The organism is Alteromonas sp. V450 (assembly GCF_001885075.1).
GTDB lineage: Bacteria > Pseudomonadota > Gammaproteobacteria > Enterobacterales > Alteromonadaceae > Alteromonas.
Genome location: NZ_MODU01000004.1, coordinates 3,996,614 through 4,014,999, shown reverse-complemented (window position 1 = coordinate 4,014,999; position 18,386 = coordinate 3,996,614). Strand labels below are relative to the sequence as shown.

Sequence of the window (18,386 nt, the reverse complement as noted above, 5' to 3'; positions counted from 1 at the left end):
ACTTCATTCTTATTTCGCTTGTCACCTATTTTCGCGCTTTTAACGCTTTTAGGGTGCACGCCGCTGGCACCAAACGAGCCTGCTTGTCGAATGTCACCAACGCTAGAAACGGAAATCGACGCTCACCATGCACAAGAAATAGCGACTGCAAAAGGCGCAGCCTGCATCATTAAATCGCAAGAAAAGGTTGTTTTGATTCGCCATCGCCTAACTGGAAAATTGGATTTTCCGGGTGGCGGTTTCTCCGATGATAATTCCACCGCCTGTACCGCACACCGAGAAACATGGGAAGAAACCGGTTTTAACGTTTCTGTCGAAACCTACTTAGCTAAAACGAACAATGGCCTACTATTATTTGGGTGTGACCTCGATGCAGGCATTGACACGCTTCCCGATGTATTCGAACCACCTCCGTGGGCAACGATTGAAGTGAGCGCGATAGAAAAAGTCGATCCGTTTTTAATTGACCATCAGGATTTGCGTTTTAAAGATGATCTCATTTTACTTCGCGACAGTTTTATTTCCTTTGACGCTAAGAAATAACAATCTGGTTGCAGCTAAGTACTATTGAAGCGTTGTTCAACGCCGTTGGTGTTGGTACATTCATGAGATACACAGTAAAGGAGAAGCGACTTGTTCTCACTGCCCAAAAAAAGCCTCAAAGACCAGGTCTCTGAGAGCGAATGGCAAACCCGCGTAGACCTAGCAGCCTGCTACCGCTTGGTGTCAGATATGCGTTGGGGCGACCTAATTTATACCCACATTTCAGCTAAAGTACCAGGAACTGAGCACTATCTGGTTAACGCTTTCGGCCTGGCTTTCGACGAGGTAACGGCATCAAACCTTGTAAAGGTCGATCTCAAGGGCAAGATCCTTGACGATACCCCTTTCGATATAAATCCAGCAGGATTTACAATCCACAGTGCCATACACGAAGTTAGAGACGACGCTCAGTGCGTTATTCATCTACATACATTGGCAACCATCGCAGTAGCTTCGGTAAAGGGGGGGCTTAGACCGTGGAGCCAATATTCGTTATTTTCCTTGCCCTCATTGTCGTACCACAATTATGAGGGGCTGGCTGTTGACGACAGTGAGAAAAAAAGGCTTCAAGAGGATTTAGGCGACACTAACCACATGCTATTGCCTAATCATGGCGGGCTGACAATTGGGCCTACCGTTGGCGATGCTTTTATGCGTTTTTACGATTTACAGCGCGCGTGTGAAATTCAGCTTGCGCTTATGCAGTCAAATGAAGATGTCATTGAGATCCCACAATCTATCATTGATAACATTTATCAGCAGGCAAAAGTTGTTCATAGTGGCGAAACGGGTGGTCAAAAAGCATGGCCGGCTATGCTGCGAAAAGCGTATAAACTTGACCCTACTTTTTGCGAATAAATAAAGGTTCGTCAAAAGCATATAGACATCAATAGGCCTCGATAGTGCGGTAGGCCCACACCAAAAGAAAGAATAACGTATATGAAAGTTACTAAAGTAGAAATATTTGATATTGAATGTCCCAAAAGACCTCAATGGAACCCTGTTTTTGTGCGCGTGTATACTGACGAGGGGATCACCGGTGTAGGTGAAGCCGGCTTGGCTTATGATTGGGGCCACAGCGCCGCTGCCCATATGATAAAAGAAATTGCAGAGGCCATGCTCATTGGCTTTAACCCCTTCCATACTGAACTACTGTGGTCGCGCATGCTGCGCGAGGGTTTTTGGGGCTTAGGTGGAGGTCCTGTTATCTATGCAGCAATGAGTGCAATTGACACAGCGCTTTGGGATATTAAAGGTAAAGCACTTGGCCTTCCCGTTTATGAACTGTTGGGCGGTAAGACAAATGGTAAACTACGCAGTTATGCTAGTCAGCTACAGTTTGATTGGGATAAAGAAGTCACTAAGCTTAACGATCCTGCCGACTATGCGAGGGCCACAGAAAAAGCGCTCAAAGAGGGTTATGACGCAGTAAAGGTTGACCCCATCGTGTATGACAAAGACGGTAATACGCACTTTGATCGTACAAAGCTATTTACCAAGCCCGAACTCAAACTGTTCAAAGCACGCTTACAAGCAATTCGCGACACGATGGGTGATGATGGCGACATTATCTTTGAATGTCATAGTTTACTTGGTGCATCTACCGCTATTCAGTTAGGCAGCATCGTAGAAGAAATTGGCTGTTTGTATTATGAAGAGCCGGTGAACTACTTAAATTCAAAACTGCATGACAAAGTGGCCAAAAACGTGAATGTTCCTATTGCTGGTGGAGAACGTTTATATCATCGCTGGGACGTGCGCCCATATCTTGAAGATCAATCGATAGACGTACTACAACCTGACGTTGGACTTTGCGGAGGCTTCACTGAAGCGAAAAAAGTGTGTGATTATGCAGATATTTACGACGTTCGTATTCAGGCACACGTGTGTGGCGGCCCAGTGGCGACTGCTGCTAGTCTACACTTAGAAACGGCAATCCCGAATTTCCTCATTCATGAGCACCACACCTATGCGATTAAAGACTGGAATAGAGAACTGTGTATTCAAGATCCACAGCCTGTAAATGGCTTTATTGAAGCGCCAGACACACCAGGGCTGGGCATAGAACTCAATGATGAAGTGGTTTATCGGTCACCTAACATGACGGTAACGGCATTAAAATAACTGACGTCTCGTCGCCTGACTTTTGCCTATCAGTTAAGTCAGGCGATACCAATTTTTCGCGGTATTCTCAAACAACCACATTTTTTCGTGTTCACTCAGTGGACACGTTAATTCGTGATACACTTTCCAGAGGCATTGATACGGCATTCGCCATGTACATAGGGGATAGTTGCTGGCCAACATAACTTTATCACGAGAAGCGTTTGCTAATAATGCGCTTAAAACTTGCTGAGCTCTGCGCTTACACCACTGCCTGTCCTGCATTTCTAACCCTGAGAACTTAAATGCGACTTGCTCTGTCTCTGTTAAACTTGCAATATTTTTTGTCCAGCGTTTAAACGCTAAACTTTCAATGGTTAACGGTGCAACCGCGCTGTGATCAACGATTACCCTCAATGATGGATAGCGTTCTAATACTTTCAGAAGAGCGTTTACTACAGCAGTGTCAGCAAGATCAAACTGCGCATCAAAGCTCAGACCTTTTTTTGCCATAAACCCAAGCAACCACTGCACCTTTGGGTTGTTGAGCATCGTGGTTGCGTTATCATCCAAAATATCACGTAGGCCAACCACGGACGAGTAACCAGCAAGTTTGTTAATGTGGCTCTCAGCATATTTTGACGATAAATCTATACAAGCTACGCTGCGAAAAGGCAGGCGACAATGACCTTCTAAAAATTCAATTTCGCGCCATGGCTTTGTGTTGTCAAAGCCCGCTTCAACATGCACAAACCCGCTTAAGTTAGGGCCCGCGGCACGCGTGAGATCCACTTCATAATGATTTCGTGCAATATCCGTTTTATCAGCCCAAAAGGGGGGGTTATTAGGCTTAAGCCAAGCGTAAGCGCCTTTATCTAAGGCAAAAAAATGGACATGAGGGTCTACCCACGTACGCTGTTTATTCACATTATTCAGATCAAAACCCATTGATGAGAATTTCCCTTATTGTGCAGTGTAGCCACCATCAACTGCGTGCAAACTACCCGTTATAAAAGACGCACTATCGCTGCACAAGAAATACGTAAGTTCAGCAACGTCCTTTGGCTGCCCTAACCTTCCTAAGGGTTGCGCGGCCGCTTCTTCTGCAACCACCACCGCTTTATCTACTTTAGAGCGCGAAACATAACTATCGATTGCCTTGTGAAACAGCGGTGTCTCGATTGTACCTGGGCACACTGCATTTACTCGAATGTTGTATGAAGCGTAGTCAAGTGCGGTGGTTTTGGCGATGGACGCAAGTGCCGATTTCGTCAAACCATAAGCAAAAGAATTTCGCTTGCCAACAAAAGACTGATCAGAGCCCATTACCACTATGGCGCCGCCACGCTGGCGCTTCATTACCGGTAAACACGCTTTTATTGAGGCGTAAGCGCCTTTCACGTTGAGACTTAACACGCGGTCTAATAATGCTTCGTCGGTGTCTTCAATAGTGGCAGACACATGCATTCCCGCGTTACATACCAGCGCATCAACCCGCTCATAGGTTTTTATGATTTCGTCTATTGTCGCACTGACCGTTGGCACGTCGCTGACATCGCATGGCTTCCAAATTGCACATTTAGGCTTGCGTTCAAAATCTCGAATGTCCAAATTTATGACGGTATAGCCATGTGCTGCGAATAATTCACAAACAGCAAGTCCTATCCCCATACTCCCTCCCGTTACAATACAAACAGGTGGAGTGATTTCAGGTGCTGAATGGCTAACTTCATTTTCTATAGCGTGATCTTCTGACATTACCGTTTCTGCTTATTGAAAGTATTTTTGTTTGTGACGATAGCATGCCAGTGGAAACTAGAATTGCAAGTTGGCTTTTTGCATACATATAAGCGAGATTTATTATTAACTTTCCTTTAACGCACTACTCTCACTATGCTTTTTGTGGCTATAATAAGCACAATTAAAACACTTGTTTGAAAAAGGAGTCATCCATGCCTCTATACCATGCACCCACTGCTGATTTTCAGTTTCTTTTAAAAGATTGGCTTGGACTTGATGCCCACTACGAAAAACTTGGAATTAGTGATTTCGATAGTGAATTAGCGAATGAAATTATTTCTCAAGGTGCAAAGTTTGCGCTGGACGTTGTTGCCCCCCTAAATCGTGAAGGCGATGAAGAGGGCTGTACCCTTAAAGATGGAAAGATTACAACGCCGAAAGGGTTTGCTGAAGCTTACCAAGAATATGTCGCTAACGGCTGGAATGCGATGCTAGGCACCGCTGAGTATGAAGGACAAGATTTGCCCTACACGATGGCGGTTCCTGTTCACGAAATGCTAAACGCGGCGAACTTAAGCTGGCGTTTAACCACCATGCTTACAGAAAGCGCGACATTGGCGGTAACTAAGCATGCCAGCAAAGCATTGAAAGATATCTACCTTGCCAAACTAATAAGCGGCGAGTGGACAGGCACGATGAACCTGACCGAACCTCATGCCGGAACAGATTTAAGTTTACTTAGCACTAAAGCTGAACCTCAAGGTGACGGTAGCTACAAAATAACCGGCAACAAGATTTTTATTACTGCGGGTGATCACGATTGGAGCTCGAACGTTATTCACCTAGTACTAGCTCGCCTTCCAGACGCACCAAAAGGCGTTAAAGGCATTAGCCTGTTCCTTGTGCCTAAGTTTCTGCCAGACGCAAGCAACGAACCTGGTGAGGCAAATAGCCTTTCTGTGGGCAGCATTGAACATAAAATGGGGATTAAGGCTAGTCCAACTTGCGTAATGAACTTTGACGGTGCCACTGGCTGGTTAGTTGGCGAGGAGAACCAAGGGCTGGCGTGTATGTTTACAATGATGAACGATGCGCGTTTCCAAGTAGGCATGCAGGGCCTTGGGGCGGCTGAAGCGTCATACCAAGGCGCATTAACCTATGCGCGAGAGCGTTTGCAATCTCGCGCCCCTCAAGGCATTCAAAATCCTGAAGGCAAAGCTGATCCCATCGTTTTTCAGCCAGACGTTGCACGCATGTTGCTCACGCAAAAATCATTAATTGAAGGGTGTCGTGCGCTTTCACTTCTTTACGCTAAATTTATGGATGTAGAAAAGCTTAGCGAAGGGGAAGACAAGGAAAATGCAGAGAAAATATTGCAGTTTCTAACGCCTATTTGTAAAGCCTTCATGACTGATATGGGCCTTGAAACCACCAGTATTGGTGTGCAAGTCTTCGGCGGCCACGGCTTCATACGTGAGTGGGGCATGGAGCAGCTTATGCGTGATGTTCGTATTGCGATGCTTTATGAAGGCACCAACGGCATTCAGGCACTTGATTTGATTGGCCGAAAGCTAACCCGAGATGGCGGCCAGATGATGGAAGCAACCTATAATGCTTTCAATGAACTGGTTCATAAAATTCAAGATAATGAAGCACAAGGTCTAGCGCAGGGTCTTCTTGACGACTGGCGAGCATCATCAGCAGATTGTCTGGGGATGGACCCTACAACAGCGGCATCGGCAGCGTGTGATTACCTCGCATACAGTGCCTACTCGTTGCTAGGCGTGTTGTGGTATAGCATGGCAGACGCGGCGCAAAATAGTGACAACGCTGTATTAGCCGCATCAAAAGTTAAAACACGCGATTTTTACATTGAGCGTATTTTGCCGCGACGCGATGCGCACAAAGTCGCTTATATGGCCGGCCCTGAAAGCACGCTAGCTATTAGCGGCAGTGAGTTCGACTATTTGTAAGCGGCGCTAACGTAACCATTAAAAAAGGGGCGTTTACTAGAAATAAACGCCCCTTTTTCTTATATTTAAAACTAACCGCTTGCCGCAACGTTTGTGGAGAAAGTATCGGCAAACCACTCATCAAGCATTGCTTTCTCATAGGAAAGCGAGTCTCTCCCTGTGCGTCTCATATTTGAGTCTAGAAAATCCATATCTTTTATTTTTACGTCATGCGCTTCTTGTAAAATATTGCCGCTTTCATCAGTCAACTTATAGTTAAGCGACATGCGCGGAATATCGATGCGTTGAATTAAGCGCACATCCCCCCCGCCGGTGCCGAAACCAACAAACTGGCTGGGCCAAACCTGACCTGCAAGGTCTAAATTTGTTACCGTGATAGACAGGGTTTGCTCGCTTGGCATCGTCTCAGCCAAGGTTTCAATGTGTGACGCTAACTGAGTCATTACCCGTTCACGAAATCGCTTTCTCGATTCATTTGCAGGCCTCAGATCCGCATAAGACTCTGGCTTTTCCCACACAACCTCGACTTCAGCAGCACTAACAGGTGTCGCAATTAATAAACCTGAAAGACTTGCGGCAATGCCAAAGCATGAAAAAGTATTTATCAAACGCATAGAAGACTCCTACTTGTTTATTACCGTATTTTCGCTGTTCGCGAGCAACGCTCAATCTCGACAAACTTACCTAGCCCGCCTCTGAAGCAAACCTTTACTTTCGACAACATTTAATTCATAAACGGCGACTGTTCTATTATTTGGCAAATTTGCAGTCGTTTAGTTCCCGAAAAATTAGGATTGATTTCCTCAGTCTTACAGTAATCGACGTAAAACTGATTCAACCCAGCCTTGCTTTGGGTAATCTGCTCAACATAGCTTTGTTGGTAAGGTTTTAATGGACTAAGCTGGATATTTATTTTGTCTCGCAGGCTTTTTAATTCTCTTCGTTCAGGGATAGTGGTTACGTGAATAAGCCAATTAGAGATAGACGCCTGCACATCGGCAAATAAATATTGAACGAAAGGGGAGCGCAAAATCATAACTAAAACAATAATTTCTGCGGCGATGATAAAAAAACGTAACATGACTTCTCAACAAACTCGACAACGATAGGTTTTGCCTTGTGATGAACGAAACCGAGCATCACACAACTGTACATTAAACAAACATCATAGATTACTGTCTCGTACAAGTATACCACTTATCACATTTCTGACAGATTCTGCACTCTCTACTCTCACAGGTAGGCATCAGTATAAGAGACAAACATGCTGACAAGGAAACTGCACACAGCCGGAAGATCTTTCTGAACTTTCAGTATTGACTGAAAGTTTAAAAAGTTAGATCATGTCACAAAGATTGATCTACATTAAAAAAGCGGGATGATGAATTGATATACTGCAGTCGCAGTTCATGATGTCAGCTAAGGTTAAAATATGAATGAACAAATACCGGTAAAAAATGTTACTCCGGTAAAAGTACACAAGCCCAAAGGCACCGTTGAAGGGAAGCGCAGAGACTCTAGAAGCCGAATTTATGTGCGCGCGGTTAAAGGGCCGTTAGAGTCTTTTCGACGCCTTTTTGGGTTATTTTTCTTGGGGCTGTTCGCCATAATTCCTTGGCTTCAATTTAACGGACAACAGGCAGTATTGCTCGATATTGGTGAGCAGCGGTTTACGATATTTTCTCTGACACTGTGGCCTCAAGACCTTACGCTTCTCGCTTATATATTCATCGTTTCTGCATTCGCCCTTTTCTTCGTTACGACATTTGCAGGGCGGGTTTGGTGTGGTTTCATGTGTCCTCAAACTACATGGGTTTATATTTACACTTGGTTTGAGGAAAAGTGCGAAGGCACCAGAAACAAACGTATCGCCCTTGATAATCGGAAAATGGATTTTGACAAATTTATCAGAAAGACGGCTAAACACACCGCTTGGGTAGCAGTAGCACTACTTACTGCACTGACGTTCGTGGGCTATTTCACACCGATAGACCAGCTTTTTATTGAATTTTTTACGTTTAACACCAGTTTTTGGGCTGCGTTTTCAGTTATTTTCTTTGCCGTTTGCACCTACGGCAATGCCGGGTATATGCGGGAAATAATGTGTACCCATATATGCCCCTACGCACGCTTTCAGTCTGCCATGTTCGATAAAGACACATTCACCGTATCTTACAATGCAAAACGCGGTGAAAAGCGTGGTCCACGTCCCCGTAAGCTCAGCCATGAACAAGTTCAAGAAAAAGGCTTAGGCGACTGTATAGACTGTAACCTATGTGTACAAGTTTGCCCTACGGGTATCGATATTCGCAACGGTTTGCAGTATGAATGCATAAACTGCGGCGCCTGCGTCGACGCGTGTAACGGCGTAATGGACAAAATGGGGTATCCCAAGGGGCTGATTAGCTTTACGTCTGAAGAAGAATTGTCAGGCGGCAAAACACATATTATAAGACCCAAGCTCGTCGGTTACTTTGTCGTTCTCATTGTAATGACTGGTTTATTGTTCGCAAATATATGGATGCGAAGCCCAACGGAAGTCGACATTATTAGAGATCGTAATTCGCTTTATCGCGAGACAAACGAAGGACTAATTGAAAATGTTTACACCATCAAGGTGCTCAATAAAACACAACAAACCCACACCTATAGCATTGCGATAAAAGGTTTACCGGAATACGAATACATTGGTGAACAAACGGTAACTGTTGGGGGTGGTGAGGTGTACAGTACACCAATTTCTGTTGCAACAGACGCCTATAATCTGGAAGATACGGTTACCGATATCTTAATCAGCGTGAGCACAACCATAGACGGTGAGGTGGTTACTGTTGATGAACCGACTAAATTCCTCTATCGATGACAGATTTTTCTTTCTCAGGGCTAAGCCCTGACACAATTTTGGATGCCCTGGAATCTCAGGGCATTTTTCTGCAAAGTGGCTTACTAGCCTTAAACAGCTATGAGAATCGCGTTTATCAATTCTTGGCCGAAGATAATCAGCGCTACGTAGTAAAATTCTATCGACCCGGTCGTTGGTCTGATGCACAAATTCTCGAAGAACACGCTTTTGCTAACGAACTTGCTGAGTCTGAAATACCGCTTGCAGCGCCCATTGCGCTTAACGGTCAAACGCTACATCATCACAACGTTAACGGAACTGATTACCGTTTTACCTTATTCCCATCAGTAGGAGGAAGGCAATTTGAGAACGATAATTTAGATCAGTTAGAGTGGATGGGACGTTTTATTGGTCGAATTCATAGCGTTTCGAAGGCTAGCGCGTTCTCTTCGCGCCCACACATCGACACGCCAAGTTATCTGCATGAGCCCCGGCAGACTCTTGAAACCAGTCGTTTATTACCAGACCACCTCAAAACCGCCTTTTTCGCCATTTTAGACCCCGTAATAAAGGCCACTGAAAACGCCTATAAGACAATGAACCCTATTCGATTGCACGGTGATTGCCATCCGGGAAACATTTTATGGAGGGACGGTCCAACGTTTGTCGATTTAGACGATTGTAGAATGGGGCCCGCTGTTCAAGATTTATGGATGATGTTAAGTGGCGACAGACAACAGCAACTCATTCAACTCGATACGCTTGTGGAAGCATACGAAGAATTCCAGCCTTTTGATTCCAAGCAGCTTATATTGATAGAACCACTTCGAGCAATGCGTATGGTTCACTACATGGCCTGGTTATCACGGCGCTGGCAAGACCCTGCTTTCCCGAGAGCTTTTCCATGGTTTGCCGAAGACAAGTATTGGGAAGGACAAATTTTAGCGTTGAAGGAACAACTGTCTTCTCTTCAAGAGCCTGCGCTAAAACTTGGCTTTTAGAGGCACATTCTAGACAAGACTTCACTGCCCTATTTTGCGATTCATTTTATATTCAGTCGGATATTGGTACTTTTAACGTGGTGATGAAGCGCAAGTAGATATTTACGCGCGTTTCATTGTATTTTTTAGCTCACTTATCGCGTTAGCACGGTTTCAACATGAACACAGTCTAGTTAAGCACTAACGCGTGTGATAACCTTTTACCCGATATTATTTTTATAAGAAATAGGAATAGATTGCATGAAAAAGTTTGCCGTGTTCTTTGTAATGGCAGTGCTAATGCCGCTTACTGCGTGCGCACAGGAATCAAATAGCAAGTGGAAAGAAGGTACTCACTACACCGTTCTCGACAGAGAGGCAACGGATAAGCCCGTAATTACTGAGTACTTCTCTTACTGGTGCCCGCACTGTTTCCAATTTGAGCCTATTGTTGCTCAAATTAAAGAAAAGAAGAGCGACGGCACGAAATTCACCAAAGTTCATGTGAATTTCATGCGCTTTGCTGGCCCAGATACGCAAAACGATGCCACAAAAGCGATGCTTATCGCACGCTCTTTAAAGCAAGAAGAAGCAATGAATGGCGCAATATTTAACTATATCCACAAACAGCGTGCGTCTATTACAGGGTTAAAAGATCTTCGCAATATCTTCGTGGTAAACGGCGTAGAAGGTGAAGAGTTTGATAAACTAGCGAATAGCTTCGGTGTAAACAGCATGGTTCGAAAGAACCAACAACAAATCGATGACTACCGCGAGTACCTGAATGGTGTGCCTAGCTTTATTATTAACGGTAAATACCAGCCAACATTCACTCGTGATATGTCGTACGACGACATTGTTGATTTGATTGTGTGGTTGTCTGAGCAAAAGTAATTAAGCCGTTACGAGCTTACTAAGGGCGCGAAAGCGCCCTTTTTTGTCCTATTCCATAACACCTAAGGAGACGCTCAATGCATTCTGTGTGTGACTTAGCTGAGTTTATTTGTGAACTTGATAAATTAAAGGCAGTGAAGCGACAAATTACTCTTCCTGCTGACAATTACCGTCAAGAAAACTCCGCTGAGCACAGCTGGCATGTTGCGCTGATGGCAAATATGCTGAGCGAATATGCGGTTAAACCTATCGACATTACCCGCGTCACTCGCATGATCCTTATTCACGATATCGTGGAAATTGACGCTGGCGATATGTTTGCTTTCAATCATCAAAGTGATCACGACGCGCAAGCTGAGAAAGAGATTGCTGCCGCAAAGCGCATTTTTGGCTTGTTGCCCAGTCCACTGGATAATGAAATGCTTGAGTTATGGCTTGAGTTTGAAGCGGCCGAAACCGCCGATGCAGAGTTTGCTAAAGCAATGGACCGAGTGCTACCTGTTTTTCAAAACATGAAAGACAATGGGGGAAGCTGGAAACGCCATTCAATTGCAAGAGAGAAGATTGAAAAGCGTAATGCCCATCTAAAATCTTGCGCACCAGCGCTGTGGGACTACGTATTGCAGCAGCTAGATATAGCCGTTGAAAAAGGTTGGCTAAGTCAATAATGACTTAGCCAACCCAAACTTGATGTAGCTATTTCGCTATGTTGTATATAAAAATCGATTCACCCTGCGATTAAAAGCGGGTACCAACCCACATCCAAAAGCGGTTAGCATCTACTTTTACATCGCCCGCATCATAGGTGCCGTACTTGATACCGAAATTATACTTACCAGCAAATTTCTTAGTGTATTGAACGTTAATCTCGCTACCTAAATCGTCAACGCCATTGCTGCTATCGTCTGCAGAAAAGTCATGATAAGCCAATAGCCATTTCCCCCCCGCTAAGCCTCCAGAAAGTGAAAACTTAAGGTCTTTCAACCCCTGGGCAGGCGTACCCAAAAACTGATCGGTCCAACCGTTAAATTTGTGCAGAGTAGCAAGGGGCGTTGCAAATCCGTACATGCCATCGTCTGAGCCTAAAATTTCGTAATCCACTTTAGCCGTTACGCCAGAGAATGTGGCAGCTAAATATGCATTAAGATAAGACGCATCAAAGTCGGTGGCAGTTTCACCCGCACCGGCTTCGCTCGACTGAGTTGCAAATTCCCCCCCGTAAGCCCAACTAACGTTATCGCCTTTCATTTTACCATCGTAGCTTACACCATACGTATCTAGTGCGTTGTCAGTATCATTATCAACTTCTAACAAATAAGCATAGGCCACAAATTTACCTATCTTAGATGTGTAGGTTGCGTGAAGGATGTGGTCTTTTGAATCAAGATCAGCAGCTTCTGCAAAGATACGATTGCGCTTGTACAAATAGCTGTAGAAAAGCGCTAGATTGTCGGTTGCCGCATATTTAGCACTTACGGCGTCGAAGGTCTGACGGTCTTGTCTCCAGCCAACGTGGCCAACAAATCTGTGATCGTCTAGCGTAATCACTTGCCGACCTACTTTGGCAGTGAACTTATCCGTTTTATATTGAATAAAAGCCTGGTCAACCTCCGTTGTTTCAGGGTCGGCAATCACCGAGTATTCACCTACATTAAAGCCCGTAGGCCCTACGGTAAACTCATCTTGCCCAAGTACAATGCGGCTATCTTCAACCTCGGCAGTAAACGAAAATCCATTAACGCTGCCCGAACTAAACCCTAAACGCGTGCGTAAAGTCAGTGCGCTAGCATCTTCTAATGCATTGTCTTGATCAACAGACTCGTAACGCAGGTTCAAGTCTGCCCATGCTTTTGAATCACTAAGAGCAGCGTGGATATCGACAGCCATCGCGCTGCCGCCCAACACAGCCATAACAGATGCCGCTAGCACATTCATGCTTAATTTTTGTAACGTGTTCATGCGTGTTCCCTATCGGTTTTGATTTTTATCAGTCAACACTTACCCAGCCAGCATAAAAATGCCGGTTAGTAAGTAAAATTCATGGGTTGTGGGCGGTGAAGCTACCGCCCTTATCAGATGTCGATATTGCTAGGCAGCATCTGATTTTTTAGCGTCTTTTTTTTCAGATGTCACCCCGCTGGATTTTGATGTTCCGTTGTTAGTACGTGAAGTAACGGTTTCAACCTTTTTCTGCTTATCGTAAAGGAAGGTTAATACCTCATGTCGGTAGTGGTTGTATTGTTTATTGTCTGCAAGTGCCAACCTGTCTCGTGGACGCGGCAATTCAATATCCAAGATTTCGCCGATGGTGGCTGCAGGACCATTGTTCATCATAACAATGCGATCAGATAGTAAAACGGCCTCATCCACATCATGCGTTATCATGATGACGGTATTACCCAAATCAGCATGAATTTCCATTAGTGAGTCTTGAAGGTGAGCGCGCGTTAACGCGTCTAGTGCACCGAACGGTTCGTCCATCAATAGTACTTTAGGTTCCATAGCCAGCGCGCGCGCAATGCCCACTCGCTGCTTCATACCACCTGAAATTTCACTAGGCAGTTTGTCGAGAGCGTGGGTCATGTGTACAAGCTCTAAGTTATGCATTATCCAGTCACGCATCTCGCTTTTACTCTTGCCCCGCATGGTCGATTTCACGGCCAGCTCTACATTTTTATATACCGTAAGCCAAGGCAGCAAAGAGTGGTTTTGAAACACTACGGCGCGCTCTGGCCCAGGCTGTTTTACTTCAGCACCATCTAAAATAACACCGCCTGTAGTTGCTTGGTGCAAGCCGGCAATGATGTTCAAAACCGTCGATTTACCGCAACCCGAGTGACCAATTAGTGATACAAATTCACCTTTGCTAATTTTAAGATTTACATCTTGAAGCGCAGTAAATGGCCCTTTCGGTGTTGGGAAGTCGATACCTACCTGCTCTAACTCTAAGTGTTTAGTGTGCATAAATTTCTCCTCAAAATTAGCGTAATACGCTCGACTTATCCCAGCTAACCGCGCGCTGAATTGATAGCATTAAGCGGTCAAGAACAAAACCAATTGCCCCAATAGTAAGCACTGCAACCATGATCCTGGCTAATGACTCTGAACTTCCGTTTTGAAATTCGTCCCATACAAATTTTCCTAAACCAGGGTTTTGAGCAAGCATTTCGGCAGCGATGAGTACCATCCAGCCAATACCAAGGGACAATCTAAGTCCGGTAAAAATCATGGGAATAGAAGACGGCAGTACTATCTTGGTCAGGTGTGCAAAAGGGGTAAGACGCAGCACTTTACTCACATTGATGAGGTCTTTTTCAATGTTTGATACGCCCACCGCGGTATTTATTAGCGTTGGCCACAAGCAGCAAAGTGAAACGGTAAAGGCAGACGTTACAAAGGACTTAGAAAAAGCTGGGTCGTCACTGACATAAAGCGCACTAACCACCATAGTAACTAACGGCAACCATGCTAGCGGTGAAACTGGCTTAAATAACTGAATAAGCGGGTTTATCGCTGTGTATGCCGATTTGCTTAAACCACATAAAATACCCACAGGCACTGCCACTACTGACGCGATAAAAAAGCCAACCATGACAGTGTAGAGGCTTGTCCATATTTGGTCGAAGAAAGTAGGCGCCCCTGTAAACTCTCTAATTTTAGGCTGGTATGTAGGGTCTTGCGCTACACGCGCTGCATTTCTTTCTTCTTGACGTTGATAGAAAGCGTCCGCTTTCTCACGCTGAGCAACGTGCTCATCCAATAAGGCACCTGCTTGCTCAAAAACCTGTGCAGGCCCTGGAAACTGCCCTAACGACGTGTCGATACTCTTTGCAACGCCATTCCAAATGGCCAAGAACATTAGCAAGCCGATAACGGGCAACAGCAACGCAGGCATGGATTGATATAAACGGCTCAACACAGAGTTGGCGTTTGACGGCGATGATGGAAGGCGAAGAATGGTTGTCATCTTGCTCATTGCTTGCTCCTGACTCTTTGTATGCGCTAATGCGCTGTGTAAGTGCCCCGCCTTCACAAAGGCAACGGCGGGGCTGTTCTACAAGACACTTACAGTACAGTGTCGCCTTTAAGACCAATGTCGAACTGCTCTAAGTAAGCGTTCGGTTTGCTTCCATCAAACGTCACACCGTCAATAAATTCACTCTGAGGAGGTTTATAACCCGTTTCCGTTCCAAACTCAGGGAAATCAGATGCTTTTGCTTTACCCTCTGCTATTAGCGCTTTTGCCGCCTGAGCATAAACCTCTGGCTTGTATACTTTTTTCGCGGTTTCCTTGTACCAATCGTCAGATTTAGCTTCAGAAATTTGGCCCCAACGACGCATTTGAGTAAGGTACCAAATTGCATCACTGTAATACGGGTAAGTGGCGTTGTAGCGGAAGAATACGTTGAAATCTGGTACTTCACGCTTGTCGCCTTTTTCGTACTCAAAAGTCCCTGTCATGCTGTTAGCCAGTACATCTTCGTCTGCGCCAACGTAGTTGCTCTTGGCAAGAATTTTTACTGCTTCAGGGCGGTTAGCATTGTCATTTTCATCCAGCCACATTGCTGCACGAATTAATGCTTTAACCACACGAATGTGAGTATTAGGGTACTTTTCAGCCCAGCCTTGGCTTACGCCAAATACTTTTTCTGGGTTGTTTTTCCAGATTTCATAATCGGTGATCACAGGTACACCAATACCTTTAAATACCGCTTGCTGGTTCCATGGCTCACCTACGCAATAGCCATAAATAGTGCCCGCTTCCATGGTCGCTGGCATTTGTGGTGGTGGCGTTACAGACAATAGTGCTTGTGCATCGATTTGACCTGCAGTATCCCCCTTGTGAGGCGCGTAGTACCCTGGGTGAATGCCACCTGCTGCTAGCCAATAGCGCAGCTCGTAGTTGTGAGTAGATACAGGAAATACCATGCCCATATTGAAAGGTTTCCCGGCGTTGCGGTATTCATCAACAACCGGCTTTAGGTAATCAGCCTTAATGGGATGCACAGGCTTGCCATTTTCTTGTGGAATGTGCGCCTTCATTTTGTCCCAAATTTCGTTCGAGACTGTAATGCCATTACCATTTAGATCCATACTAAACGCGGTAACTACATGAGATTCCGTACCAAAGCCAATTGTCGCGCCAAGTGGTTGACCTGCAAGCATGTGAGCACCATCTAGCTGACCATCAATAACCCTGTCTAGCAGCACTTTCCAGTTAGCTTGCGCTTCTAATGTGACGTATAACCCTTCGTCTTCGAAAAAACCTTTTTCGTACGCTACAGCAAGCGGCGCCATATCTGTCAGTTTTATAAAACCAAACTTTAATTCTTCTTTTTCAGGCCAGCCAACGGTTTGTTGTTGTGCCATTGCCGACGTTGAAAACGTTGCAACCGAAACCACTAACGCCGCACACACACTCTTACTCACCACCTGTAGGCGTTTTAATATTGATGTTCTTTTTAATCCAGTCATACGTGTTCCTCGTAGCCAAAAAAAAACCCACTGGCGTTGACACAAAGTGTCTGCGCTAGTGGGCTTCGTTGCCGTGTTTGTAACATCGGAGTAATTACAAACGCACAAGTTGTTAGTTGCAAGTAGGTTTATCCCACTCACATACCTCATCTTTAAGGAGGTTTATAAAAAGCGATAGCTCATAAAACCACAATTTTTTATTATTATGCACCTATTGGAAGAATTGGAGATTTTTGTGTTTCCTTACGCTCTCCAAGCATCACCATTTCATATGTCTTGCAATGGGTGAGTGGTACGCAGGAGCGCCCACTATACATTGTAGTTAGCACCCTTTGTGCCAAAAAAACAAAAACCTTTTAATTCATAAGGTTATCGTTTTACGGCAAAGAAATGGTTATGTTAAGCATGTCTTAATGTGCACCAAAAAAGGGGGGGCTGTTCAACTGTGGTGCGTAGCGCCCCCTTCGAGATATCGTCGATTTAGGTATTTACAGCCGTTTGGTAAACTGCCCAATGGCGTTAACTACCTCGTTTGCACCTTTTTGAATTTCATTCATCGCCCTACCGGACTCAGTCGAATACTCTAGCGCTTCTCTGGCTTTTTCTTGCCCTGCTTCAATAAGTTGCACTGCATTCTCAGTTAGCTTTCTGTTTTCTACTACCACGTTAACAATTTCTTCAGTTGCACTACTCGTTCTCGACGCAAGTTGGCGTACTTCATCAGCAACGACCGCGAAACCTCGACCTTGATCACCTGCACGCGCTGCTTCTATTGCTGCATTTAAGGCAAGCAAATTAGTCTGGTCGGCTATTCCACTGATGCTTTTCACCAAGTCTGCTACTTTCTGCGACTGCTCATCAAGGTCCTTGATACCTGCACTCGCGTTACCCATTTGAGTGGTGAGTTCGTTCATTGCGTTTACGGTAGCGTCAAGCACCTCGTTTCCCTTTCTGGCTTGTTCACCGGTTTCTTGCGAAATGTTAAACGCAACATTCGCCGCTTCAGAAATAGCAAACTCTCTCTCCATTTGCTCGGTAATAACCGTTGCAAATTTTACTACCTTGTAAAGTACGCCGTCTTCATTGCGGATGGGATTGTAAGAAGCTTCTAACCACACATCATTGCCGCGGCTATCTACTCGCTTAAACCGACCTGATTCAAGTTTACCTTGCGCTAGGTCACGCCAAAACTGTTGATATTTTTCAGAGTTCGCTTCTTCACTGGTACAGAATATACGGTGATGTTTACCCACAATTTGCTCTTGCGAATAACCCATGCCTTTAAGGAAATTATCATTGGCTTTAATGATAGTACCATCCAAATTAAATTCGATTACGGCAGAAGAGCGATGCAGGGCAGAAATCATATCCCTTAATTCATTGCTGTAGGTTATGTTCCTTGTTTGTTCTGCCATGTAAAAAGAAATGTAATTAACGTTGCCAAAAGTGTCATCTACAGGCTGCAAAATACCACGTACCCATACTTCTTCGCCTTTTGCATTTAAAAAGCTTACAGCGCCGTGCCAATGACGATGGGTTTTTATTGCTCCCAACATGTCTTGTACGTCAGACTTTTTTAGTGCACTTGGCGGCATTAAGCTATCTAACGTTTTACCATTTACATCGTTTTCTTTATAACCTAACGCTTGGGAGCACAGGTCGTTCAAACCGCGGATACGTCCATCGGCTGCCAGTTCAAAGAACAGCATCTCTTCTCTCAGCTCTTCTTGAACTGTCTGATAAGCGGCTAACTCTTTTTTTAACCTTTCGTTTTCAGCAATCATTTCTTTATCTTTGAAAAACATCTTGCACTCCTGATGCAACCGCTTGAGCAAA

At 44.8% G+C, this 18,386-nt stretch carries 17 protein-coding genes; 8 read left to right on the top strand and 9 right to left on the bottom strand.

What is annotated here, in order from left to right; genetic code table 11:
- The first annotated feature begins 90 nt into the window (after positions 1–90).
- The 3 genes from BK026_RS17750 (at position 91) to BK026_RS17740 (ending at position 2,667) form a co-directional block, all read left to right on the top strand.
- Positions 91–543 (top strand): NUDIX hydrolase, encoded by a 453-nt coding sequence (locus BK026_RS17750; RefSeq protein ID WP_083575191.1) that lies wholly within the window; start codon positions 91–93, stop codon positions 541–543.
- A 90-nt stretch (positions 544–633) separates the two neighbouring features.
- On the top strand, positions 634–1,401 hold the full coding sequence (locus BK026_RS17745) for a class II aldolase/adducin family protein (protein ID WP_071817033.1): 768 nt from the start codon (positions 634–636) through the stop codon (positions 1,399–1,401).
- Positions 1,402–1,482: 81 nt separating this feature from the next.
- Positions 1,483–2,667 (top strand): mandelate racemase/muconate lactonizing enzyme family protein, encoded by a 1,185-nt coding sequence (locus BK026_RS17740; RefSeq protein WP_071817031.1) that lies wholly within the window; start codon positions 1,483–1,485, stop codon positions 2,665–2,667.
- A gap of 33 nt (positions 2,668–2,700) precedes the next feature.
- On the opposite strand, the gene BK026_RS17735 is transcribed toward BK026_RS17740, so the two are convergent.
- Both BK026_RS17735 and BK026_RS17730 read right to left on the bottom strand, forming a co-directional pair.
- Complete coding sequence (locus tag BK026_RS17735) at positions 2,701–3,594, bottom strand: amidohydrolase (protein WP_071817029.1); 894 nt, start codon at positions 3,592–3,594, stop codon at positions 2,701–2,703.
- Between the two features lie 15 nt (positions 3,595–3,609).
- A complete protein-coding gene (locus BK026_RS17730; RefSeq protein WP_071817026.1) occupies positions 3,610–4,404 on the bottom strand; it encodes an SDR family NAD(P)-dependent oxidoreductase in 795 nt (264 codons plus the stop codon).
- A 194-nt stretch (positions 4,405–4,598) separates the two neighbouring features.
- Here BK026_RS17730 and BK026_RS17725 point away from each other — a divergent pair, with 194 nt between their 5' ends.
- Positions 4,599–6,359, top strand: coding sequence for an acyl-CoA dehydrogenase family protein (locus tag BK026_RS17725; protein ID WP_071817024.1), 1,761 nt, complete (start codon positions 4,599–4,601; stop codon positions 6,357–6,359).
- A 71-nt stretch (positions 6,360–6,430) separates the two neighbouring features.
- Here BK026_RS17725 and BK026_RS17720 read toward each other — a convergent pair whose 3' ends face one another.
- Both BK026_RS17720 and BK026_RS17715 read right to left on the bottom strand, forming a co-directional pair.
- Positions 6,431–6,973, bottom strand: coding sequence for a DUF3016 domain-containing protein (locus BK026_RS17720; protein ID WP_071817023.1), 543 nt, complete (start codon positions 6,971–6,973; stop codon positions 6,431–6,433).
- A gap of 110 nt (positions 6,974–7,083) precedes the next feature.
- Positions 7,084–7,440, bottom strand: coding sequence for a hypothetical protein (locus BK026_RS17715; RefSeq protein ID WP_071817020.1), 357 nt, complete (start codon positions 7,438–7,440; stop codon positions 7,084–7,086).
- Positions 7,441–7,791: 351 nt separating this feature from the next.
- Here BK026_RS17715 and ccoG point away from each other — a divergent pair, with 351 nt between their 5' ends.
- The 4 genes from ccoG (at position 7,792) to BK026_RS17695 (ending at position 11,743) form a co-directional block, all read left to right on the top strand.
- Complete coding sequence (gene ccoG / locus BK026_RS17710; RefSeq protein WP_071817018.1) at positions 7,792–9,222, top strand: cytochrome c oxidase accessory protein CcoG; 1,431 nt, start codon at positions 7,792–7,794, stop codon at positions 9,220–9,222.
- On the top strand, positions 9,219–10,202 hold the full coding sequence (locus tag BK026_RS17705) for a serine/threonine protein kinase (RefSeq protein WP_071817017.1): 984 nt from the start codon (positions 9,219–9,221) through the stop codon (positions 10,200–10,202). Before ccoG ends, BK026_RS17705 begins: the two co-directional genes overlap by 4 nt.
- 240 nt (positions 10,203–10,442) lie before the next feature.
- A complete protein-coding gene (locus tag BK026_RS17700) occupies positions 10,443–11,075 on the top strand; it encodes a thiol:disulfide interchange protein DsbA/DsbL (RefSeq protein WP_071817014.1) in 633 nt (210 codons plus the stop codon).
- A gap of 77 nt (positions 11,076–11,152) precedes the next feature.
- On the top strand, positions 11,153–11,743 hold the full coding sequence (locus BK026_RS17695) for an HD family hydrolase (RefSeq protein ID WP_071817013.1): 591 nt from the start codon (positions 11,153–11,155) through the stop codon (positions 11,741–11,743).
- 70 nt (positions 11,744–11,813) lie between these two features.
- Here the strand turns inward: BK026_RS17695 and BK026_RS17690 are convergent, their stop codons facing one another.
- From BK026_RS17690 to BK026_RS17670, 5 genes are all read right to left on the bottom strand, one after another.
- Entirely contained in the window at positions 11,814–13,034 is a 1,221-nt protein-coding gene (locus tag BK026_RS17690) for an alginate export family protein (protein ID WP_071817011.1), read from the bottom strand.
- Positions 13,035–13,163: 129 nt separating this feature from the next.
- Positions 13,164–14,039: an ABC transporter ATP-binding protein gene (locus BK026_RS17685; RefSeq protein ID WP_071817010.1), complete on the bottom strand. Its 876-nt coding sequence runs from the start codon at positions 14,037–14,039 to the stop codon at positions 13,164–13,166.
- Between the two features lie 16 nt (positions 14,040–14,055).
- Positions 14,056–15,051, bottom strand: coding sequence for an ABC transporter permease (locus BK026_RS17680; protein WP_071817009.1), 996 nt, complete (start codon positions 15,049–15,051; stop codon positions 14,056–14,058).
- Positions 15,052–15,140: 89 nt separating this feature from the next.
- Entirely contained in the window at positions 15,141–16,550 is a 1,410-nt protein-coding gene (locus tag BK026_RS17675; RefSeq protein WP_071817008.1) for a CmpA/NrtA family ABC transporter substrate-binding protein, read from the bottom strand.
- Between the two features lie 488 nt (positions 16,551–17,038).
- The gene (locus BK026_RS17670; RefSeq protein WP_071817007.1) at positions 17,039–18,355 is read right to left on the bottom strand and encodes a methyl-accepting chemotaxis protein; all 1,317 of its coding nucleotides are present in this window, start codon (positions 18,353–18,355) and stop codon (positions 17,039–17,041) included.
- Positions 18,356–18,386 lie beyond the last annotated feature (31 nt).